General features: G+C 65.7%; 22 protein-coding genes, 1 tRNA gene and 1 pseudogene. 13 read left to right on the top strand and 11 right to left on the bottom strand.

The genetic code is table 11. The features are described 5' to 3' along the window. The first annotated feature begins 795 nt into the window (after positions 1–795). Positions 796–871: transfer RNA gene (locus tag ACW18B_RS12215), tRNA-Thr, on the top strand. Between the two features lie 27 nt (positions 872–898). Here the strand turns inward: ACW18B_RS12215 and ACW18B_RS12210 are convergent. Then, on the bottom strand, positions 899–1,969 hold the full coding sequence (locus tag ACW18B_RS12210) for an AI-2E family transporter (RefSeq protein ID WP_492047318.1): 1,071 nt from the start codon (positions 1,967–1,969) through the stop codon (positions 899–901). An 88-nt stretch (positions 1,970–2,057) separates the two neighbouring features. After that, on the bottom strand, positions 2,058–3,170 hold the full coding sequence (locus ACW18B_RS12205; protein ID WP_492047317.1) for a L,D-transpeptidase family protein: 1,113 nt from the start codon (positions 3,168–3,170) through the stop codon (positions 2,058–2,060). 82 nt (positions 3,171–3,252) lie between these two features. Here ACW18B_RS12205 and ACW18B_RS12200 point away from each other — a divergent pair, with 82 nt between their 5' ends. From ACW18B_RS12200 to arfB, 3 genes are all read left to right on the top strand, one after another. Then, complete coding sequence (locus ACW18B_RS12200) at positions 3,253–4,302, top strand: D-alanyl-D-alanine carboxypeptidase family protein (RefSeq protein WP_492047316.1); 1,050 nt, start codon at positions 3,253–3,255, stop codon at positions 4,300–4,302. Positions 4,303–4,523: 221 nt separating this feature from the next. After that, positions 4,524–4,973: a YaiI/YqxD family protein gene (locus ACW18B_RS12195; RefSeq protein WP_492051696.1), complete on the top strand. Its 450-nt coding sequence runs from the start codon at positions 4,524–4,526 to the stop codon at positions 4,971–4,973. After that, on the top strand, positions 4,970–5,392 hold the full coding sequence (gene arfB, locus ACW18B_RS12190; RefSeq protein ID WP_492047315.1) for an alternative ribosome rescue aminoacyl-tRNA hydrolase ArfB: 423 nt from the start codon (positions 4,970–4,972) through the stop codon (positions 5,390–5,392). Before ACW18B_RS12195 ends, arfB begins: the two co-directional genes overlap by 4 nt. Here the strand turns inward: arfB and ACW18B_RS12185 are convergent, their stop codons facing one another. The 3 genes from ACW18B_RS12185 to ACW18B_RS12175 all read right to left on the bottom strand — a co-directional run bounded on the left by ACW18B_RS12185 (position 5,393) and on the right by ACW18B_RS12175 (position 6,860). Continuing rightward, positions 5,393–5,908, bottom strand: a complete 516-nt coding sequence (locus ACW18B_RS12185) for a MarR family winged helix-turn-helix transcriptional regulator (protein WP_492047314.1) — start codon at positions 5,906–5,908, stop codon at positions 5,393–5,395. 177 nt (positions 5,909–6,085) lie between these two features. After that, positions 6,086–6,301, bottom strand: coding sequence for a hypothetical protein (locus ACW18B_RS12180; RefSeq protein WP_492047313.1), 216 nt, complete (start codon positions 6,299–6,301; stop codon positions 6,086–6,088). Positions 6,302–6,350: 49 nt separating this feature from the next. Then, positions 6,351–6,860: a GcrA family cell cycle regulator gene (locus tag ACW18B_RS12175; protein WP_492047312.1), complete on the bottom strand. Its 510-nt coding sequence runs from the start codon at positions 6,858–6,860 to the stop codon at positions 6,351–6,353. Between the two features lie 286 nt (positions 6,861–7,146). Between ACW18B_RS12175 and ACW18B_RS12170 the strand changes: the two genes are divergently transcribed. The 4 genes from ACW18B_RS12170 (at position 7,147) to ACW18B_RS12155 (ending at position 9,415) form a co-directional block, all read left to right on the top strand. Continuing rightward, positions 7,147–7,647: a c-type cytochrome gene (locus ACW18B_RS12170; RefSeq protein ID WP_492047311.1), complete on the top strand. Its 501-nt coding sequence runs from the start codon at positions 7,147–7,149 to the stop codon at positions 7,645–7,647. Continuing rightward, positions 7,647–8,018, top strand: a complete 372-nt coding sequence (locus ACW18B_RS12165; protein ID WP_492047310.1) for a nuclear transport factor 2 family protein — start codon at positions 7,647–7,649, stop codon at positions 8,016–8,018. Before ACW18B_RS12170 ends, ACW18B_RS12165 begins: the two co-directional genes overlap by 1 nt. 74 nt (positions 8,019–8,092) lie before the next feature. Further along, positions 8,093–8,446: a nuclear transport factor 2 family protein gene (locus ACW18B_RS12160; protein WP_492047309.1), complete on the top strand. Its 354-nt coding sequence runs from the start codon at positions 8,093–8,095 to the stop codon at positions 8,444–8,446. A 214-nt stretch (positions 8,447–8,660) separates the two neighbouring features. Beyond that, positions 8,661–9,415 (top strand): IS5 family transposase gene (locus ACW18B_RS12155; RefSeq protein ID WP_492047308.1). Its coding sequence is split into 2 segments (ribosomal slippage): positions 8,661–8,994 and positions 8,994–9,415, totalling 756 coding nucleotides; the frame shifts between segments, so codons are not numbered across the junction. A 9-nt stretch (positions 9,416–9,424) separates the two neighbouring features. Here the strand turns inward: ACW18B_RS12155 and ACW18B_RS12150 are convergent. The 4 genes from ACW18B_RS12150 to ACW18B_RS12135 all read right to left on the bottom strand — a co-directional run bounded on the left by ACW18B_RS12150 (position 9,425) and on the right by ACW18B_RS12135 (position 15,343). Continuing rightward, positions 9,425–12,562 carry an efflux RND transporter permease subunit gene (locus ACW18B_RS12150; RefSeq protein WP_492047307.1) on the bottom strand — a complete coding sequence of 1,046 codons (3,138 nt, stop codon included), beginning with the start codon at positions 12,560–12,562 and terminating at the stop codon, positions 9,425–9,427. After that, entirely contained in the window at positions 12,562–13,659 is a 1,098-nt protein-coding gene (locus tag ACW18B_RS12145) for an efflux RND transporter periplasmic adaptor subunit (protein ID WP_492047306.1), read from the bottom strand. Before ACW18B_RS12145 ends, ACW18B_RS12150 begins: the two co-directional genes overlap by 1 nt. A 119-nt stretch (positions 13,660–13,778) precedes the next feature. Continuing rightward, entirely contained in the window at positions 13,779–14,612 is an 834-nt protein-coding gene (locus ACW18B_RS12140) for a hypothetical protein (RefSeq protein ID WP_492047305.1), read from the bottom strand. Continuing rightward, the gene (locus ACW18B_RS12135; protein ID WP_492047304.1) at positions 14,567–15,343 is read right to left on the bottom strand and encodes a class II aldolase/adducin family protein; all 777 of its coding nucleotides are present in this window, start codon (positions 15,341–15,343) and stop codon (positions 14,567–14,569) included. The genes ACW18B_RS12140 and ACW18B_RS12135 overlap by 46 nt, the downstream gene beginning before the upstream one ends. A 110-nt stretch (positions 15,344–15,453) precedes the next feature. Between ACW18B_RS12135 and ACW18B_RS12130 the strand changes: the two are divergent. The 5 genes and pseudogenes from ACW18B_RS12130 to ACW18B_RS12110 form a co-directional block, all read left to right on the top strand. Beyond that, a pseudogene (locus tag ACW18B_RS12130) lies at positions 15,454–15,555 on the top strand (5-oxoproline transporter, DUF979 family subunit); the annotation flags it as partial. A gap of 4 nt (positions 15,556–15,559) precedes the next feature. Then, positions 15,560–16,600, top strand: a complete 1,041-nt coding sequence (locus ACW18B_RS12125) for a DUF2891 domain-containing protein (RefSeq protein WP_492047303.1) — start codon at positions 15,560–15,562, stop codon at positions 16,598–16,600. A gap of 3 nt (positions 16,601–16,603) precedes the next feature. Beyond that, on the top strand, positions 16,604–17,281 hold the full coding sequence (locus ACW18B_RS12120) for a spermidine synthase (protein ID WP_492047302.1): 678 nt from the start codon (positions 16,604–16,606) through the stop codon (positions 17,279–17,281). Between the two features lie 301 nt (positions 17,282–17,582). Next, the gene (locus ACW18B_RS12115) at positions 17,583–17,828 is read left to right on the top strand and encodes a hypothetical protein (protein WP_492047301.1); all 246 of its coding nucleotides are present in this window, start codon (positions 17,583–17,585) and stop codon (positions 17,826–17,828) included. Between the two features lie 9 nt (positions 17,829–17,837). Then, positions 17,838–18,173 carry a hypothetical protein gene (locus ACW18B_RS12110; protein ID WP_492047300.1) on the top strand — a complete coding sequence of 112 codons (336 nt, stop codon included), beginning with the start codon at positions 17,838–17,840 and terminating at the stop codon, positions 18,171–18,173. 113 nt (positions 18,174–18,286) lie between these two features. On the opposite strand, the gene smpB is transcribed toward ACW18B_RS12110, so the two are convergent. Both smpB and dapA read right to left on the bottom strand, forming a co-directional pair. Continuing rightward, positions 18,287–18,745, bottom strand: a complete 459-nt coding sequence (gene smpB / locus ACW18B_RS12105) for an SsrA-binding protein SmpB (RefSeq protein WP_492047299.1) — start codon at positions 18,743–18,745, stop codon at positions 18,287–18,289. Then, positions 18,745–19,629 (bottom strand): 4-hydroxy-tetrahydrodipicolinate synthase, encoded by an 885-nt coding sequence (dapA, locus tag ACW18B_RS12100; RefSeq protein WP_492047298.1) that lies wholly within the window; start codon positions 19,627–19,629, stop codon positions 18,745–18,747. The genes smpB and dapA overlap by 1 nt, the downstream gene beginning before the upstream one ends. Positions 19,630–19,742: the final 113 nt, after the last annotated feature.

The raw sequence follows: 19,742 nt of genomic DNA, 5'->3' as shown, positions 1-19,742 counted from the left end.
TCCATGCTTGAACCCGTCAATCTCCCATATGCGATAGCCCTGCCCGAACGGGGAAGATGAGGATCATCCGCCCCTCCCGGGGGCGGACGGTCGCGAAGCGACCCGGTGGGGGCAAGTGCCAGCAACCTCCCGCGGAAACCCGCTGAAGGGATGGGAAGGGCTGCGGAGCGCCCGGGCTTCGCCCGGAAGAAGAGTGACAAATACCGTTTCGACGAGGTCTGAACGCTCCGCGCAGCCGTTATCCGCAAGCGCGCGGCGCTCGAGCCCTGTTAGAGCCTCGCCGCCTTGAAGCCTGCGACGGGCGGACGGGATAGCGTTCCCGCCCGGACCGCGAGGTCTCCCAACCCCGCTTGCTGCTCGCCCGACCCTCGTGGCCACGTCGTTTTAGTGTTCCACGGCCGACCGCCGCCAGAGACCACGAGGTTGGCGGCCCAGAGCGCGATGCGCTCTTCCCGCCATCGATTGAGCTACCCGTTCGACCACCCCTGACAGTCGCAACGGTCGCCGGCCGAGCGCCCTTCCCGTGCTGTCAGGTGAGATTGAGTATGCGGGCGGTTTCAGCACCGGGGATAAGTTCACGCGAGAAAGTTTCAAGGCGTTGAAATCGTGTTTCTCTACTTCCCCAACGCCGGGGATAGAGGGCGACGAATGCTCCTCATGCGACCGCAGAAGCGGTTGCCAAAGGCATGCGGAGCCGATTAGAGAACTCCCATCGCGCCCGCGCGCTGTGAAACCCTTCCGGCTTTCGCAGAACGCGCCGCGGACCAGCCTGAAAACATCAGTGTTTTCAAGGACGCCGGTTTAGCTCAGCTGGTAGAGCAGCGGTTTTGTAAACCGAAGGTCGCGGGTTCGATTCCTGCAACCGGCACCACACCCTCTCTTCGCCTTGCGGCCCTCCCTAGTCGCCCTCTTCGTCCGAGGACCGCCCGTCGCGCCGCTCGCCGGGTGCGACAGCCCCGGGGTCCTGCAGCACGTCCTGCCGATAGAGCATGGTCACGGCGGTGTAGATCACCAGCGCCAAGGGGGTGGCGAACAGGATGCCGAGCGGACCAAACAGCGTCCCCAGAGCCACGACAGCGAAAATGCCCAGCAGCACCGGCAGCGACGCCAGGTTCTTCTGAACCAGCGGCGTGATCAGGTTGGACTCCAGCTGCGACACGCCGACATAGAGCGCCAGGGTCAGCAGCACCATGTGCGTGCCGCCGGTGGCCGACACCAGCAGAGCCGGCACCGCCGCGCCGATGGGGCCGACGATCGGCACGAACTGGGCCAGGCCGGTGATCAGTCCCAGGGCCAGGGGCGCGGGCGCGCCGATCAGGAACAGCCCCAGACCGACCAGACCGCCCACCACCACCATCGACAGGACCTGAGCCTTCAGCCAGCCCTTCAGCGCCCGGCCGCAGGCGTTCATCACCTCGCGCAGGCGATCGCGCCGGGGGATCGGAACCATCGACAGCACGCCCTCTCGCGCACTGACCGGCTGGCCCGCGAGGAACACCCCGGCGATGATCACCAGAAAAAGCGTCGTCACGCCGGACAGCGCGCCCATCACGAACTTGGGGGCGATGGCCAGAACCTTGCCGGCCTCGGAGCTGAGGTTCTTGAGCTGTTCGAGGATCTGGCCGGCGACCGGCGAGGCCTGAAGCTGGGATTGCAGCAGCGCCCAGGCGGCCGGCAGGCGCACCATCAACTGATCGATCTGCGCCGCAACCTGATGACCAAACAGGAAGCCCGCACCGCCCAGGAACAGCAGCAGGGCAGCGATCGACAGGATGACAGCCACCCCGTCCGTCAGCTTGAAGCGGTTGACCAGCGGATCGGCGATCGAGCGGATCACCACCGCCACGACCACCGAGCCGAAGATCAAGATCCAGAGGCTGGCGAGGCGCACAGCGCCCTGCGCGGCGAAATATACCGCCACGAGAATGACGGCGGCCATGACCAGGCGTGAAGGGCTCAGCCTATCCACGATCGAAACGCCCTCTCTCTCCTTCGCCGTGGGCGGCGGCTGTCGGCGCGCGCCCTTCGATGCGTTCTTCGACCGCGTGGGAACCGTCTCACTCACCCGTCTTGGCCTCCGCGCCCAGGAACACCACCTTGGCGCCCTTCTGCACCGCCGCACCCAGTTCGGCGGCGTCCCAGTTGGTCAGACGCACGCAGCCGTGCGAGGCGCGCTTGTTCACCAGCTTGGGATCGGGCGTGCCATGAATGCCGTAGGTGTCCTTGGTCAGGTCGATCCAAGTCGAACCCACCGGATTGTTCGGCCCCGCCGCAATGGTCAGCTTGCCCTTGTGCTCGCCGAAGGTCAGCCGCGAGGGATCATAGGTATAGGTGGGCCGGGGCGCGACGGTATTGACCGCCCACTCGCCCGTGGGGGCCGGCCGTTCGGTGCTGCCAACCGTGGCCGGATAGACCGCCAGCAGGTCGGACTTGTCGTCGAAAGCCCGCACCTGGCCGCGGGTCTTGTCGATCTCGATCCGGGCGACCTTGGCCGGCAGCTTGTCGGCGCGGAGGGCGGTCACGATGATCGAGGTCCCGGCGGCGACCTTGTCGATATCGGGATTGAGCGCCCGAAGCAGGGTTTCATCCATGTGGAAACGCTCGGCCAGGGCCTCGGCGAGGCTGCCATAGGACAGGGCCGGCAACTTGGCCATCGCCTCGAAATCGTCGTCGGCGACGCCCGGCTGAAAGGGTCCGGCGACGTCATCGGACGCAATCACGTAGTCGGTCATCACCGGGCCATCGTCGCCGGCGACCAGGGCGTCCCAGACCATCTGATCCAGCTTGCCGCTGACCGGCAGCCCCTGGGCTTTCTGAAAGGCTTCGACGGCCAGGGACAGGTTGGTCCCGGTCCGGCCATCGATCACGCCGGGCGACCGGCGCGCGCGGTCCAGCAGGACCTGGGCGCGGATCAGGGCGTTCTTCATCGCCTCGGGATCGGTCGCGGTCGGGTCGAAGACCGCCGCATTGATGGCCTGGCCTTCGGGCGCCGTGGAGGCCACCGCCCTGGTGGCGACGTCCGGCGACGGTTGGGCGGCGGTGGACGGCGGGGTCGATCCGGGCGGAGGGCTGGCAGCGACGGTCTTGCCGTCCTGAACCTTGTCGGAACAGGCCGCCGAGGTCAGCAGGCCGCCCAGCAGCAGGGCGACAAGACGGGGATTGAAAAACATAGGGTGGCATCTCCGGACGGAACGACTGCCGGTCTGAAACCTTCAGCCAAGGCGAAGTTCCAAATCTCTCGAGGAGAACCGGTTGAAGCTGCTGCGACGCCTGGCCTGGATTATCGGCATGCTCGCCCTGGCGACCGCCGCCTTCGTCGCCTGGGTGATGTGGCCGAGCGCGCCCGCACCGGCGCCAGCGCGGCTGGTCACCGATGCGTCCCTGACCTGGGCGGAACCGACGTCACAATATGTTCCCTCCATCGATCCGCCCGCCGCAGCGCCCAGCGCCCAGCCGAATGAAGACTGCGCCGCAGGCCGGGCCGCGGCCGGCGCGGCCGACGCCAACGCCGCCTCACTGACCACCCTGGCCTGGTCGCCGTTCGGTCGGCCGGAGGTGGGCTGGGAGATCTATGCGCCCCGGATCGCCGCCGAGATCCGCACGGGCTGCGCCCCATCGACACCGCGCTTCGCCGCCGCCCTGGCCGTCTGGCAGAAAGCCCACGGCCTGCCCGCCTCCGGCCGGCTGGAAGCGGCCACCTTCCGGCCCATGCTGATCGGCTGGCACAGGCAGCGCCCGTTCGTGCGGGTCAACGCCAAGGGCGAATGTCCCGGCGCGCCGCCGCTGGAGAGCCTGGACACCGCCCGCGCCGAAGAGAGCTATGGCGGCAAGACCATCCAGCTGCGCCCCGGCGCGCTGGAGTCCTATCGCCGGATGGTCGCCGAGGCCAAGGCGGCGGGGGTCGTGCGTCGCCCCGAGACTCTGACGATCTTTTCGGGCTTTCGCGATCCCGACGCCGACGCCGCGCGTTGCGCCCGCGACAACAATTGCCAGGGCCTGGTGCGGACCATCTGCTCGGCCCATCGCACCGGCCTGGCGATGGATATCTATATCGCCGCCGCGCCGGGCTTTGGCCCGGACTCCGCGGCCGATGACAATCGCCGCGCCATGGCGCGGTCATCGGTCTTCCAGTGGATGGCGGTCAACGCCGGACGCTTCGGCTTCGTCAACTATGCGTACGAGCCCTGGCACTGGGAATGGACCGGGGAGCCCCTGCGGCCCGGCGTGCCGATCAAGAGCCTGCCCCAGGCGGGGTCGGAGCCGATCGCCCCAGCGGCTGCGCAGATCCTCGCGCCACGCTAGGGAACCGGATCGTCCATCACGCGCTTAAGATGCAGGTTCGAGGCGATTCCCCTCCCTCGCCCCCATCCCCTTGAGCCACGCGACCTGGCGTGGCCAACTTGGCTCCGGCCCCGCAAAGGGCCGGAGCTTTTTCTTCCTGCCCTCACCCAGAGCCCGACGCCCATGCTATGCGCGGGGATCAGTCTTTCGTGAGCTCTCCCGTGAACGCCCCTCGCCCGCCCGTGATCTTCATCGACGCCGACGCCTGCCCGGTGAAGGACGAGATCTACAAGGTCGCCGCCCGCTATGGCCTGAAGACCTTCGTGGTCTCCAACAGCTGGATCCGCGTGCCGATGACCCCGGCGGTCGAACAGGTGGTGGTCGACGCCGGTCCCGACGTGGCCGACGACTGGATCGCCGAACGCGCCCAGCCCGGCGATGTGGCGGTGACCAATGACATTCCCCTGGCCGACCGGGTCCTGAAAGCCGGCGCAGCGGCCCTGGCGCCCAATGGCCGGATCTTCACCCCCGACATGATCGGATCGGCCCTGGCCTCGCGATCGATCGGCGAGCATCTGCGCTCAATGGGCGAAGTGACGGGCGGCCCCAAGGCGTTCGGCCTCAATGACCGCAGCAAGTTCCTTCAGGCCCTCGACACCGTTGTGGTCAAGGCGACGCGGGGCCGACGATGATCGAGATCACCTCGTGGCTGCACATCGAGGACGACGAGATCCTCGAAAAGGCGGCCCGCGCCTCCGGTCCCGGTGGGCAGCACGTCAACAAGACCTCGACCGCCATCGAACTGCGCTTTGACGTGCGCGGCTCCCCCACCCTGCCCGAGGACGTCAAGGCGCGGCTGGAAACCTTGGGCGGCAGCCGCATGACCCAGGACGGCGTGCTGGTGCTGTTCGCCCAGGGCAGCCGGTCGCAGGAGATGAACCGCCAGGAGGCCCGTGAGCGCCTGGTCGACCTGATCCGCCGGGCGACCGAAAAGCCCAAGCCCCGCCGACCGACCAAGCCCACCTATTCCAGCAAGCTCAAGCGCCTGGAGACCAAGGGCAAACGGGCGGGGATCAAGTCGTTGCGCGGACGGCCCAAGGGCGACGACTGATCAGGCCGGGATCGTCTCGGAGCGCGCTTTGAACGCCAGGACGTCCTGCTTCCATTCGGGCTCGACGATCAGACCGCCCAGCATCTTCTGCAGATAGCCGGTCATCACAACCTGTTCCTCGGCGGTCAGCCCGCCGCAGATCTCGGCATTGAGAGGGCGAATATCGGCGCGGATACGGGTGAGCAGCTCGTCGCCTTCCGGGGTGAGGCGCACCACGACGATGCGGCGGTCGGTCGGTGAGGTCTCGCGAACCACCAGCCCGTCGCGGATCAGACCGTCCACGCAGCGCGTCAGGGTCGTGCGGTCGCTGGCCGACAGCTTGGCCAGACGGGTCATCGAGCATTCCCCAAAGCGGCGCAGGGCCACCATGGCGATCCACTTGGGGAAGCTGAGGCCATGTCGCGCGATACAATCCGCGGTCAGGGCGCGGCGATGCTGTTCGGTCTGATAGAGCAAATGGCTGAGATAGCTCGGCAGCGGCAAAGCGTGCTCGTCCCCAAAGTCATGAAGCCGCATCTCATCCCCCCGGCGTGCGTGGGCGTCTTCATGTCACGAGGTCCGGGTGGGCGCAATCGGGTCGAACGACAGCCACGTAGAATTGAGCGCAATCGCACGCCTCAATTCAAAAGTTGAACAAAAACCCCCGCGAGGGGCGCCTCGCGGGGGGTTGTGCAGATCGTCTCTGGAGCCCGATCAGGCGTCGCTGGCGGCCCGGTTACGGGCGCGAGCGCGGCTGAGCCAATCATCGGGATAGGTCTCTCGTACGGTGATGGACTTGAACTGGCCCACGGGGATGCGCGCGGCGTCCCCGGGGCTGAGATCGCGCGACACGGAGTGGCCGGCGAACTCTTCAATAATGGTGATCACCTGGCTGCTGCCGACGGTGTTCTCGATGAGGACCATGTTCATGGCAATCTACTCAAGCAGGCGCTGATGTGGAGGACGAGCAGGTTCGGCTTCAGCCGAGGCGCTGCGACGGCCGCTTTCCCGAAAGGCTTCTTTGGGCCCAGGCTTCAAGGTCGCCGGCCGACTGGAAGCGACGGAAGGCGCCCTGGGCATGCTGGTCGCAATAGGACCCGCGGGCCAACTTATCGCGCCCGCAGAAGCCGAAATCGTCCTGATCGGGATTGCCGATCGGCCAGCGGCAGGAATGGATTTCGAGGCTCAGGATACTGGCGGTCGCCGCCAGCTCGACGATCGGTTGTGCGACCCGGATGGTCACGCTGCGGTGCGGCGTCATCACAGCCGGCGCGGCCTGCCGCGCCCGGACCGCGATCCGGCGTGTCGAGCGGACCGACGAGGTGCGTTGGCGCACTGGTGTGTCACGGACCGTGATGCCCAGACGGTGAACCTTGCCGATCACCGCGCTACGGCTGACGCCGCCCAGTTGCCTCGCCACCTGGCTGGCGCTCATGCCTTCGAGCCAGAGTTTCTTCAGAACCGCGGTCCGCTCTTCGTTCCAGTCCATGTTCATGTTCCCAACCCGACACGGGGCAGCCCCCCCGCCTCTTTTGGGTAGGATCATGGTTAACGGGCGTCAAATATTTATGTGCATAACCACGGTTCGCGATTTCACCTTTTATCTTTGGAATCCGGGACATATCCGCCATTGTCGCAGGGTAGCGCCTGGCCACCCTGTGGACAGCTTACGAGATAACGTTGATATTTCGCATTTTTCGACCCAGACGTTCGGCGTTAGTTGAATGTGGCGCGGGGTCGCATACTTTGCGACCGAACGTCGCTCGGGAACTTTTATGCGCTCTTCAAACCAAGCCGCCGTCGCGGCGCTCTTCGTCATCCTGGCCGCCTGCTCCAAGGGGGAGGACGCGCATGAGGACAGGGCGCCAACCGCCAAGCCGGTCGTCGCCGCCACGCCCACCGATGCTGAAAAGGCCGCCGCCCTCGCAAGCCTGCCAGCGCCGTACAACACCGGTGACCTGGCTAATGGCCAAAGCCGGTTCGCCCTCTGTCGCTCATGTCACACCGTCACCGAGGGCGGCCCCGCCCTGACCGGACCCAATCTGTACGGGATCTTCGGCCGCCAGGCCGGAACCTCGCCCGGCTATGCCTATTCCGCCGCGGTCAAGTCCGCCGGGTTCGTTTGGGACGGGGAGCACCTGGACAAGTGGCTCGCAGACCCCCGCGGCTTCCTGCCCGGCACCAAGATGTCATTCGCGGGCCTGAAAAACCCCAAGGATAGGATAGATCTCATCGCCTATCTGAAGGTCGAGACCGGTTACAAGTCAGCGCCCTGATGACAGACGCCGAAACGCTGCTTACCGAACTGTTCGCGGCGTTCAATCGGCGGGATTTCGCGACCTCGTCGTCGCTCCTGCATGAGGATGTGGATTGGCCCGACCAGTTGCGAGGCTTGCGGCTGAAAGGTCGCGCCGCCTTGCTGGCCTATTGGCGCAAGGTCGGCGAGGATCTCCAGTTTGACGTCAGCCCGATCAGCTTCACGACCGAGCCGGACGGCCGCATCAGTGTCGAGATCAACCAGGTCGTGCGCGGACGCACCGGTCGCCTCTGGTCCGACACCAGGGTGCGGCAGTATTACACACTTCGCGACGGCCTCGTTCAGCGCATGGATATGGAAGGTCTGGAGGACCCGGGCCGCAAGCCATGACCCGCACATCGCCCCCGCCATCTCGCGCGCCAACACCCAAGCTCCCGCCGAAGGCCAAGCGCGGAAGGCAGGACTTGCGTGACGAACGGGCCCTGCTGGAAAAGGCCCACGACGCCTTCAACCGTCGCGACCTGAAGGCCTTGCAACCCCTGCTGCATCCAGATGTCGAATGGCCCAATAATCTTGAAGGTGGGACTCTCTGCGGTCGCGAAGCGGTTGTGGGCTATTTCGCCCGCCAGTTCACCATCATGATCCCCGACGCCCGCTTGATCAGCGTGCGCAGCGAACCGCCAACGCGGCTTGTGGCGGACCTGCAGTACGCCGTGAAGAACTTGCGCGGTAAGCTCTGGTCCGACACCCGCGCAACCTTCGCATACGATTTCCGCGACGGTCTTCTGGCTCGGGCGGTGGTCATCAAGGGCCTATAGAGCGTCTGCGACGATCACGCGGCGCTCCTCACTGGACTAGAGAAAGGCGCGTGAAATCGGACTCACGCGCCTTTCTCTAGATTTTTGTTTTCGCATCGTTTTTGCGGAAAACCGGCGTCCACTTTTCCGCACGATGCTCTAGGGTCGAAACCCGATCAAACACTTGAATGATATATTCTTGTTGTGATTCAATCTCCGAAACGGAGGTTGAATCATGGCTGGAGAGTTCTGGTTGTCGGATCGGCAGTGGGCGGTGATCGATCCGTTGCTGCCGAAAAACCAGTCGGGCGCGCATCGGGTCGATGACCGGCGCGTCATCAGCGGTATCATCCATGTGCTGAAGGTGGGTTGCCGGTGGCAAGACTGTCCCGCAGTCTATGGCCCGCCAACGACCATCTACAACCGGTTCCGGCGCTGGACGATCAAGGGTGTCTGGCGGCGGCTGTTCGCGGCCCTGGTGGCGTTCAGCCCCGACGACGTGCACATGATCGACTCCACCAGCGCCAAGGCCCACCGCTCGGCGGGTGGCGGAAAAGGGGGGCCGAAATCCAGGCGATCGGCCGTTCGCGCGGCGGCCGCACGACCAAGATCCACGCCGTCGTCGACGGCAAAGGCCGCCTCATCGCCTTTGAAATAGCCGCCGGGCAGCGCGGCGACGCCCCCTTCGCCCGGTCATTGCTTGAGCCGCTTCCCAGTGCGCGCCTCTGCCTGGCCGACACCGCCTATGACGCCGACAAGTTGCGCAATTTCCTGATCGAACGGGGAACTACCCCGGTCATCCCCAACAACCCGACCCGAAAACGCATGCAGCCCTTCGATCCGGAGGCCTACAAGCAGCGCAATCTGGTCGAGCGGATGTTCTGCAGGCTCAAGGACTGGCGGCGTGTCGCCACCCGATACGACAAGCTCGCCGCCATCTTTGCCAGCGCCGTCTTCATCGCCGCCATCATCATATGGTGGGCCCAATGAGTCTGGAGCCTAGTCCAGTGAGGTTTTTACCTCACCGCTCGCTTCGCGGGCTTCATAATCCTCGATCTGCCGCGCCATCCACTCCGGAGACTTCGTGAACCGCGCCAGCAGATTGTAGAACACCGGCACCACGAACAGGGTCAGCAGGGTGGCGAAGATCGCCCCCATGAAGATCACGGCGCCGATCGTCTTGCGGCTGCCGGCCCCCGCCCCGGTCCACAAGACCAGCGGCAGGGCGCCCATGGCCGTCGCGATTGAGGTCATGATGATCGGGCGCAAGCGCAGGGCGGCGGCCTCGATCACGGCCTCCTTGACCTTCAAGCCTTCGTCGCGGAGCTGGTTGGCGAACTCGACGATCAGGATGCCGTTCTTGGCGGCGATGCCCACCAGGATGATCAGGCCGATCTGGCTGTAGGTGTTGATCGTCGAGCCTGTCATCAGCAAGCCGAACAGGCCGCCCAGCACCGCCAGCGGCACGGTCATCATGATGACGGCAGGGTGGATCCAGCTTTCGAATTGCGCGGCAAGCACCAGGAAGACCAAGAGCAAGGCCAGACCGAAGGCCACGCCCACGGCGCCGGAGGCTTCGAGATAGTCCTTGGCCTGCCCTCCCCACTTGATGCTGACACCGGGAGCGGGGTTCGCGTCGGCCTGGGCCTGCAGGAAGGTCACGGCGTCGGCGACGGTGTAGCCCGGCGAGAGCTGCGCCGTCAGGGTCACCGCCCGCAGGCGATCGACGCGGGGGCGATCGGGCGTGTCACCGCGCAGCTGGGTCGTCACCACGGTCGACAGCGGCACCAAGGTTCCGGACTGGGTCCGGACCTGCAGCTGATCCAGGTCGGCCACACTGCGGCGCTGGTCCAGAGACGACTGCAGGATCACATCATATTCCTGGCCGTTCTTGATGTAGGTGGTGGCCCGGCGGGACCCGAACATGGTCTCCAGCGCCCGGCCTATAGACTGGGCCGAAATCCCCAGGCTGGCGGCCTTGTCGCGATCGATCTGGACGGACAGCCGCGGCGAGGTCGGCTCGTAGTCCAGCCGGGGTCGTGACAGGCCGGGATTGTCCTGGGCGGCGACCAGCATGGGCTTGAGCCAGTTGGCCAGCTCCACATAGTCATTGCCGACAGCGATCAGATCGACATTGGTGCCACCGCCACCGCCGCCGCCCCGCTGGAACGCGCCGCGAACACTGGCCACAGCCCGGACGCTGGTGATCTTGCTCAGGCTCTTGTTCAGCTCGGCGGCGACCTCATCGGCCGTCTGCTTGCGCTCCCCCCACCCCTTCAGGATCAGGACGCCGCTGCCGGTGCTGAACTGGCCCTGACCAAAGCGCGGCACCGCGATGATCGTTCGCTCGGCGATACCGTCAGCACGATATTTCTCAAGCTGGCGCTCGACCTCATCCGCAGCCTTTGTGGTGTAGTCGAAACCCGCGCCTTCGGGGCCGCTGAGCGAGATATCGACGCGTCCACGATCCTCGGCCGGAACCATCTCCTTGGGCAACAGCGTGAACAGGCCACCGGCGACCAGGGCCAGAACGATCACTACGGCGCCGGTCGCCCAGCTGGCGCTGCGCGCCGCCAGCAGGCCTTCCAGCGAGTGGCGATAGCTGTCGCGCAGCTTGTCCATCGCGCTGTCCACACGACGGGCCAACCAGCCCGAATTGCTGGCGGGCTTGAGCAGCTTGGAGGCCAGCATCGGCGACAGCGTGAACGCCAGCAGGGCCGAGAACACGACCGCCGCCGCGATGGCCACGGCCAGCTCGACGAATAGTCGGCCGGTATAGCCGGGCAGGAACATCAACGGCGCAAACACCGAGACCAGGACAACGGTGGTGGCGACGACCGCGAAGAACACCTGACGCGTACCCCGCAGGGCGGCGACCGGCGCCGGTTCGCCTTCATCGACGCGACGCTGGATGTTCTCGACCACCACGATGGCGTCATCGACCACCAGGCCGACGGCCAGAACCAGAGCCAGCAGCGTCAGCAGGTTCAACGAGAAACCCAGCGGCGCCAGGACGATGAAGGTCGACAGGATGCAGATCGGCGCGACAATTGACGGGATCAGCGCCGATCGCCAGCTGCCCAGGAACACCAGGTTCACCAACGCCACCAGACCGATCGAGATGCCCATGGTGATCCAGACCTCGTGGATCGCCTCAGCGGTAAAGATCGAGTTGTCGGTCGACTTGATGAGCCGGGTCCCCGCCGGCAGTGTCTCATTGATCGTCTTCACTTCACGATCGACAGCCTTGGAAATGGCGACGTCATTGGCCTGTGACTGGCGCGTCAGGAACATTCCGACCTGATTGACGCCGTTGCCGCGGAAGATCCGGCGACGCTCGTTGGAGCCTTCCTCGACGCGGGCCACATCACCCAGGCGAACCACAAAGCCGTTGGCGTTGGCCGGCCGCAGCGGCAACCTGGCGAAGTCCTCTGGCTTGGAATAGTCACGGCTGACGCGGATGGTGAAATCCTTGGAGTCGCTCTCCAGCGACCCCGCCGGCAACTCGACGTTCTGGCTGTTCAACGCCGCCTCGACATCGTCCACCGTCACGCCGCGCGCCGCCATGGCGTCGGGATTGAGCCAGATCCGCATGGCATACAGCTGGCCGGCCAGGCCCGCCTGGGCGACGCCCGGCACGGTCGACATGCGTTCGATCAGGTAGCGGTCCGCATAATCGGCCAGATCCAGAGGCGAAAGGGTCGTCGAGCTCAGATTGAGGATGATGATCGGCGAGCTGTCGGCATTGGCCTTGGCGATCTGGGGCGGCTCTGCCTGATCAGGCAGGTTGGACGAGACACGGCTGACGGCGTCGCGCACGTCATTGGCGGCGGCGTCCAGGTCACGATCCAGCGTGAAGGTGATGCTGATCCGCGACTGACCGTCGCGTGACGACGAATTGACCCGATCAATGCCCTGGATGCCCGAGGCCTGACGCTCGATCACCTGGGTGATGCGCTCTTCGATCACCTCGGCCGACGCGCCGCGATAGGTGGTCGAAACCGACACCACCGGCGGGTCGACATTGGGCAGTTCGCGGATCGGCAGGCTGGTGAAGGCGGCCACGCCGATGACGCACAGGATAATCGCCGCGACGGCGGCGAAGACCGGGCGGCGGACGGAAAGATCCGAGATCATCAGCGCGCCTTGCGGCCTGGGCCGGCGCCGGCCGGCCGGTCGCTGATCGATGCGCCATCCTGAACGCGATTGAGGCCATCGGCGACGATCTTGTCGCCGGCCTTCACACCCGACCGGATCTCCACGAACCCGCCGGCGGCAAGGCCCATATCAACAGACGTGCGTCGCGCCACCTGGCCCTTGGGGCCGTTGGCGATCAAAAACACCGAAGCCTGGGTTCCTTCGAACTGGATTGCGGCCTCGGGCACGGCCGGCGCGGTCCGCTGACCTTGGTCGATGGACACCTTGACCAGCATGCCGGGCTTCAGCCGACCGCCGGGATTGGGGAACTCGGCGCGGGCCTTCACGGCGCGGGTTGTCGGGTCGATGCGCGTATCGATCTGGGCGATGCGGCCCAGGAAGGTCTCGCCCGGCAGGGCGTCAGGGCGGGCTGAGATCGGCAGGCCTTCGCGCATCGAGGCGAGATAGCGATCGGGCACCGAGAAATCGACGCGGATCACCGAAACGTCGTCCAGGGTGACAATGGCCGTACCGGGGCTGATCAGCATGCCCGGCGCGACGTCCGAAATCCCGACGCGGCCAGAGAAGGGCGCGCGGATCACCCTGTCCAGCTTGTCGGCTTCGGCGGAAGCGACCGCAGCCCGCGCCGTTTCCACGGCAGCCAGATATTGCTCGGCCGAGGCGCGCGGCGCGACGCCTTTGTCAGCCAGGGTTTTCCAGCGCTGATAGTCGCGTTCGGCCTGGGCCAGCCGGACCTTGGCTTCGGTAATGCCAGCGTCTTCGCTGGCCGACTTCAGATCGACGAGCACCTGTCCCCGAGAAACGCTCTGGCCATCCGTGAAATGCACGGCGGTGATCAGTTCGGCGGTGTTGGAGGTGATCGTCACCGATTGCAGGCCCTTGGCGACGCCAAGCACCTCGATGCGATCCACGAAGGCTTTCGGGGCGACAGCGGTGCTCGAAATATTTGTCGCGCGGCCGCCCGGGCCGCCCTGCCCGGCGGCTTTCTCACCGAACGCAAGCTTCAAGCCCCCGACGACGAGCAGGACAACCACCGCGGCGAGCGCAGCCAACAGGAAAAAATGTCTGCGGATCAACGGAAACGGCTCCAATTACCGAGGGAGTCGGCGGACGGACGAGGTGCGGGTCATATGCCGCTCCCCTAAACCTACGTCCAGTGCCCGCAAGATGACGCAACATTTCAGAACTGAAATGTTCAGAACCCGCGCCAGAGCCCCAGAACCACGCCGCGATCCTTTGGAATGTCTCGTCCAGCCACCGTCTCCCGCCACCCGGCCTGCACGCTCCAGGCGCCGAAGCTGCGCACGGCCAACACCTCGGCCTTGACCCAACTGGATTTCCCGGGCCGCCTGTCGGCCTGCCCGGCATAGGCTTGGGCCATCACCAGCCATTTTGCGGCCGGTCGAAGACCCAGGGTCGCGTCCAGCCGCGTCTCATTGGCGAGACCGGAACGCTTCAGGCGAGCAGCCTGCAAGTCCGCAAAAATTTCTCCGCGTCGGGTCTTCATTGATCGCCCAAGAAGCAGTCTTGCCTCCAGATCGGCCTCGCCCCGTCCCGGCGCCGCATAGCCGGCGTTGCGACCCGCGCCGGCCTCGGCCGCGCCGAGATAGACCGCCGCCACGCTGCGCGGCGTTCGAAGCACGGCATAGCGAAGGCCCAGTTCGACGGGGCCTCGCCCGCTGTAGCGAACGAAGGTGTCTTCGCCCCGGGTCAGTCCGGCCTTCACCTGCAGCGTCAAGCGGTCGGTCAGGCCATGCTCGATGAAGACCGAAGCCGTTTCATCCCGACGGTGATCCACATCGACAAGGACCCCATCGACGTCAAAGCCGCGATCGGCCGACTGTCGCTCGTACTTGGCGATAACCTGGGTTTCACCCCGTGGCGTAGGCCAGGCGCCGGCAAAGGCCTGCCCGCCTTGAACACAAACAAAAGCCGCCGCGATCGACAGGATCGCGGCGGCGTCTTTCAGGCCGAACGCAGGGATCAGTCGGCGTAGCCCGGCGACTCCCGATCGAGCTGACGCAAGCAACCGGGCCAGGCCAGGCCGGCGATCATGCCCAGTCCGCCGCCCGTCTGACTGCGCACCTCGGCCTGGGCGTGGTCGGGCGCCATCATGATATTGTCGCGCCCCGCCGAGAGGGCCATCACCTGCTGCTTGCACGCCCGCTCCAGAAAGAACATGCCCATCCAGCACTCGGCCGCAGTCGAACCCGCGGACAGCGTCCCGTGGTTCCGAAGCATCATCAGCCTCTTGTCGCCGAGATCGGCGACCAGCCGCTCCCTTTCGTCAAGATTGAGTGCAATGCCTTCATAGTCGTGATAGGCGAGTTGAGGCAAGACGATTAGCGCCTGTTGCGCCAGGGGCATCAGGCCTTCCTTATGGGTGGAAACCGCCACGCCCTGGTCTGTGTGCAGGTGCATCACGAAATGAGCGTCTTCGCGCGCAGCGTGAACGGCCGAATGGATCGTGAAGCCCGCCGGGTTGATGAAATAGGGCGTCTTGTCGATGACATTGCCATCCAGGTCGACCTTGACCAGGGCCGACGCCGTCATCTCGCCGAAAAACAGCCCGTAGGGATTGATCAGGAAGTGGTGCTCGGGCCCCGGGATGCGCGCCGAGATGTGGGTGAAGATCATGTCGTCCCAGCCGTGCACGGCGACCAGCCGATAAAGCGCGGCCAGATCGACCCGCGCCTGCCACTCGGCGTCGCTGACCTTGCCTTTAAGGGACGTGCTGATGGACGTGGTGCCGTCGGCCATGGGGTCTCCTCCTAGATTATCATTGTTGAGTTGAGGGTCGCGCCGGGCGCGAGCAGCGTCAAGTCCGTGTCTTCACGGAGGAGAAGCCCCGGCCATGGTTCGTCAATTTCGACCTTGTGCCGGCGCCTCTGTTGCCATTGAAGGACCGCTACGGCGTGATCCGCGCCCAAGCGCCGACCGCCATCCTCATGCTGGTCATCAACATGGTCTAGATGAATGTCCTCGCCTTCAGGCTCCAGCGCCCCCAGGCCCTCTGCTCAAAGCCTGGCCCGCTCGACGGCCTCGCGGTTCGCCGGGATCGCCCTGGGCCATATTGATCGCGAATATCCCAACCAGCTCGACCACGTGATGGCCGGCGACGCCGACGCGCGCACGCCCCGCGACCTGCACCCGATCTTCTACGGCAGCTTCGACTGGCATTCCTGCGTCCATGGCTACTGGCTGCTGGCCACCCTGCTGCGCATCCGGCCCGACATGGCCGAGGCCGAGGCCATCATCGCGCTGTTCGAGAACGCCTTCACCGACGCCAAGGTCGCGGTCGAGGTCGACTATCTGGCCCGCCCGGAGAGCCGCGGGTTCGAGCGGCCCTATGGCTGGGCCTGGAACCTGATGCTGCAGGCCGAACTGATGCGCCACAAGGACCGCTCCTGGGCCAGGCGACACGCGCCGCTGGCGAGGGCTTTCGTCGCCCGCTTCGAGCGCTTTCTGCCGCTGGCCGACTACCCTGTACGGGCGGGCGTCCACACCAACACCGCCTTTGCGCTGGTCCTGGCGTCGGAATATGCCGACATGACCGGCAATGCGGTCTTCCGTAACCTGCTGACGACCAAGGCGCTGCTCTGGTACGGCCAGGACGCCGCCTGCCCGGCCTGGGAGCCGTCGGGCGATGACTTCCTGTCGCCGGCCCTGATCGAGGCCGAGGCCATGCGCCGGCTGCTGCCCAAGGAGACCTTCGAGATCTGGTTCGTACGCTTCCTGCCAGAGCTCGCCCGCAAGCAACCCGCCGCCCTGTTCACGCCGGTTCGGGTCAGCGACCGGACCGACGGCAAGATCGCCCATCTGGACGGGCTGAACCTGTCGCGCGCCTGGTGCTGGCGGACCCTGGCCGGCGCCTTGTCGGAGCTGGACCCCGCCAAGCCCCTGGCGGCTAACGCCGCCATGGTCCACCTGGCGGCGGCCGTGCCGCATATCGCCGGCGACTATATGGGCGAGCACTGGCTCGCAACCTTCGCCCTGCTGGCCCTGACAAATGGATAGGTCATGATCCCCTGGGAACATCTGGACACCGCCACCGTGCCCGGCGACGGCGTCGACCTGCGTCTGATGCGGCGCGGCGCGGAATACTCGATCATGGCCGGTCCGATCGAGCTGATGAACAGCCGGCTCAGCGGCTCGGAAGAAGCCATGGCCACCCTGGCCTTCGAGCGCATCGGCCAGCGGTCCGGCGCGCGGGTGCTGATCGGCGGCCTGGGCATGGGCTTCACCCTGCGGGCGGCGCTGGCCGCCTTTGGCCCGGACGCCAGGATCGTCGTCGCGGAGCTGGTCCCCGCCGTCGTGGCCTGGGCCCGCGGCCCCCTGGGCGGTCTGCATGGCGACAGCCTCGATGACCCCCGCGTCGAGATCCATCAGGGCGACGTCGGCGCCCTGATCCGCGAGGCCGAGGGCGCCTATGACGCCATCCTGCTGGATGTCGACAACGGCCCCGGCGGTCTGAGCCGCAAGGGCAATGACAGCCTGTATAGCCAGGGCGGCCTGGCCTCGGCCCGGCGCGCACTCGGGCCCGGCGGGGTTCTGGAGGTGTGGTCCTCGACCCGCGACAGCGATTTCACGCGCCGGCTGGGGCGCGCCGGCTACGGCGTTGAGGAAGTCGGCGTCCGTGCGCACAAGGGTCGCGGTGCGCGGCATGTGATCTGGATCGCAACGCGACCCACCGCCTGATCGCCGCGTTGCGCTACGCAGCGCGATAGGACGGCGGCCGCCGTCCGCGCCGAGGATGGAGAGCTCGAACGCCTAGCGAGCCCCGGTGCGGTCCCGGGCGCCCGGGCCTGCGCGCCAGGCGATGACGGCTTCGACACCAACCCAACCCAAGCATCCATCAAGCGAGGACACCGCCCGATATGGGCGGTTACTATTATGATTAACGGCAATTACAAATATATGCTCGGAACTCGAAGCACATAGAAGCTTTAAACATATATAACCGATCAATTTACGCATAGATTATGCGCGAGGAAACGTCATGAATTATCGAGATACTGAAGAAAATCTCGATTCATTTCGCAGAATTGAAATCATAAACTCGCAATCCGGCTATGCCGTAACTGAAGAAGGCCGGATCAAGGGCCGTTTCGACACTCTGGAAAACGCCTACCGGGAAGCCCTGGCGATCTGCGCCACATTGTTTGACCTCGGAATACCCGCCCGCGTTTTCCAGACCAGCAAACGCCGCTCTCAGAGCCCGAACAATCGCCGCCCACAACTGTGAGATTTTACGGTGCACACAGACGAACTGGCGAAAGCGCGAAAAAAGCATTTCGCAAACAGCGGCCTCTTCTCGCCCCTGATTGCGGAGATCGCCGAGGCGCTCGTCGATCTCGACGGCGCCGCACCCCGCAAACTTGTCGTCGACCACGTCGCGCGCCGCAGGGGCGCGGCAGAGGCCTCTGAAGGCCTCACGCGCGAACTGACCCTGGTGCTGGAGTTGCACTGCGCGCGCGCTGAGCAGGAGGGACGCCAGGCGGCCTTCGTTTCGGGGCCAAAGACCTGGTCGCTGACCGCTGACGCCTTTGCTTTCCTCAGCAAGCACATGGGATCCGCGACCTGTGGCTGAAACCCGCGGCCTGTCGAACGCCCTCAAAGCGGTGTCGTTCATCGCCGCCGCAGGGTTCCTGGCCGGCCTCATGCTGGGGTTTTGGGTCCTACAGCCCCGATAGGGTCAGGACGTTAGTCCCCACGGTCACCCTTCATCAGCCGCGCCTTATCGCGCTGCCAGTCGCGGGCGGCCTCGGTCTCGCGCTTGTCGTGGTTCTTCTTGCCCTTGGCCAGGCCGATCTCCAGCTTGGCCAGCCCCTTCTCGTTCCAATAGAGCTTGAGTGGGATCAGGGTGCGGCCGTCGCGCTGAACGGCGCCGATCAGCTTGTCGATCTGCTTCTTGTGCAGCAGCAGGGTGCGGTGCCGGCGCGGTTCGTGGTTGAAGCGGTTGGCGTGGCCATAGGGCGGGATATCGGCATTGATCAGCTTGATCTGCTTGCCTTCGACCGAGGCGTAGGACTCGGCGATATTGGCCCGCCCCACGCGCAACGACTTGACCTCTGTGCCGGTCAGCATGATGCCGGCCTCGAAGGTTTCCTCGATGAAGTAGTCGTACCGGGCGCGCCGGTTCTCCGCGATCGGCTTGGTCATCAGACCAGACCCGCCTCGCGCATGGCCTCCAGGATCGCCGGCTTGACCGCCTCGCTGCACGGCGCGATCGGCAGGCGCGCGTCTGCCGCGCACAGGCCCAGATGCGCCATGGCGAACTTGGTCGGGGCCGGCGAGGAGTCGAGGAACAGGGCCTTGTGCAGGCGAACCAGTCGATCCTGCCAGTAGAGCGCGGTTTCCCAGTCGCCCTTCAGGCAGGCGTTCATGAAGGTCGAGCAGGCTTCCGGCGCGACATTGGACGTCACCGAGATCACGCCGTGGCCGCCATGGGCGATGTAGCCCAGGGCCGTGGGATCGTCGCCCGACAGCATCACCCAGTCCTCGCCGCAGTGCAGGCGCTGAAGGCTGGCCCGGGTCAGGTCGCCCGTGGCGTCCTTGATCCCGACGATGTTGGGCAGCTTGGCCAGGCGCGCCAGGGTTTCGTTGGCGATGTCGACACTGGTGCGGGTCGGCACGTTATAGACAAAAACCGGCAGCTGGACGGCGTTGTTGATCGCCTCGTAGTGGCGATACAGGCCTTCCTGGCTGGGCCGGTTATAGTAGGGCGTCACCACCAGGGCGGCGTCGGCTCCCACCGTTTTGGCGTGGCGGACCAGTTCGATGGCCTCGGCGGTCGAATTGCTGCCGGCGCCCGCAATGACCGGGATGCGGCCTTTGACGGTCTGTACGCAAAGCTCGACCACGCGCTTGTGCTCGTCATGGCTCAAGGTGGAGGTTTCGCCGGTGGTGCCGACGGGCACGACACCGTGCACGCCGCCGGCGATCTGCCGTTCGACGAGGGCCACATAGGCGGCCTCATCCACGGCGCCGTCGCGGAAGGGCGTAATCAGAGCCGGAATGACGCCCTTGAACGGAGAATGGACCATAACTTGCAATTTGCCGTGACAAGGGCGCCGCGAAGGTTGCGGCTGGACGATGGGTGCGGACAATATGTCGCTGCCCCGTCGTCCCGCAACTGGCGCGATGGAGCCGCCTGCGG

This window comes from Caulobacter sp. FV2ps19 (genome assembly GCF_058681035.1).
This window is presented reverse-complemented; position numbering and strand designations above follow the sequence as displayed.

Bases quoted from the DNA above. Each gene is read 5' to 3' on its own strand.
- ACW18B_RS12205 (WP_492047317.1), bottom strand. From the start codon at position 3,170: ATGTTTTTCAATCCCCGTCTTGTCGCCCTGCTGCTGGGCGGCCTGCTG.
- ACW18B_RS12165 (WP_492047310.1), top strand. From the start codon at position 7,647: ATGACAGACGCCGAAACGCTGCTTACCGAACTGTTCGCGGCGTTCAAT.
- ACW18B_RS12175 (WP_492047312.1), bottom strand. From the start codon at position 6,860: ATGGACTGGAACGAAGAGCGGACCGCGGTTCTGAAGAAACTCTGGCTC.
- arfB (WP_492047315.1), top strand. From the start codon at position 4,970: ATGATCGAGATCACCTCGTGGCTGCACATCGAGGACGACGAGATCCTC.
- ACW18B_RS12170 (WP_492047311.1), top strand. From the start codon at position 7,147: ATGCGCTCTTCAAACCAAGCCGCCGTCGCGGCGCTCTTCGTCATCCTG.
- ACW18B_RS12150 (WP_492047307.1), bottom strand. From the start codon at position 12,562: ATGATCTCGGATCTTTCCGTCCGCCGCCCGGTCTTCGCCGCCGTCGCG.
- ACW18B_RS12135 (WP_492047304.1), bottom strand. From the start codon at position 15,343: ATGGCCGACGGCACCACGTCCATCAGCACGTCCCTTAAAGGCAAGGTC.
- smpB (WP_492047299.1), bottom strand. From the start codon at position 18,745: ATGACCAAGCCGATCGCGGAGAACCGGCGCGCCCGGTACGACTACTTC.
- ACW18B_RS12120 (WP_492047302.1), top strand. From the start codon at position 16,604: ATGATCCCCTGGGAACATCTGGACACCGCCACCGTGCCCGGCGACGGC.
- ACW18B_RS12180 (WP_492047313.1), bottom strand. From the start codon at position 6,301: ATGAACATGGTCCTCATCGAGAACACCGTCGGCAGCAGCCAGGTGATC.
- ACW18B_RS12115 (WP_492047301.1), top strand. From the start codon at position 17,583: ATGAATTATCGAGATACTGAAGAAAATCTCGATTCATTTCGCAGAATT.
- ACW18B_RS12185 (WP_492047314.1), bottom strand. From the start codon at position 5,908: ATGCGGCTTCATGACTTTGGGGACGAGCACGCTTTGCCGCTGCCGAGC.
- dapA (WP_492047298.1), bottom strand. From the start codon at position 19,629: ATGGTCCATTCTCCGTTCAAGGGCGTCATTCCGGCTCTGATTACGCCC.
- ACW18B_RS12125 (WP_492047303.1), top strand. From the start codon at position 15,560: ATGTCCTCGCCTTCAGGCTCCAGCGCCCCCAGGCCCTCTGCTCAAAGC.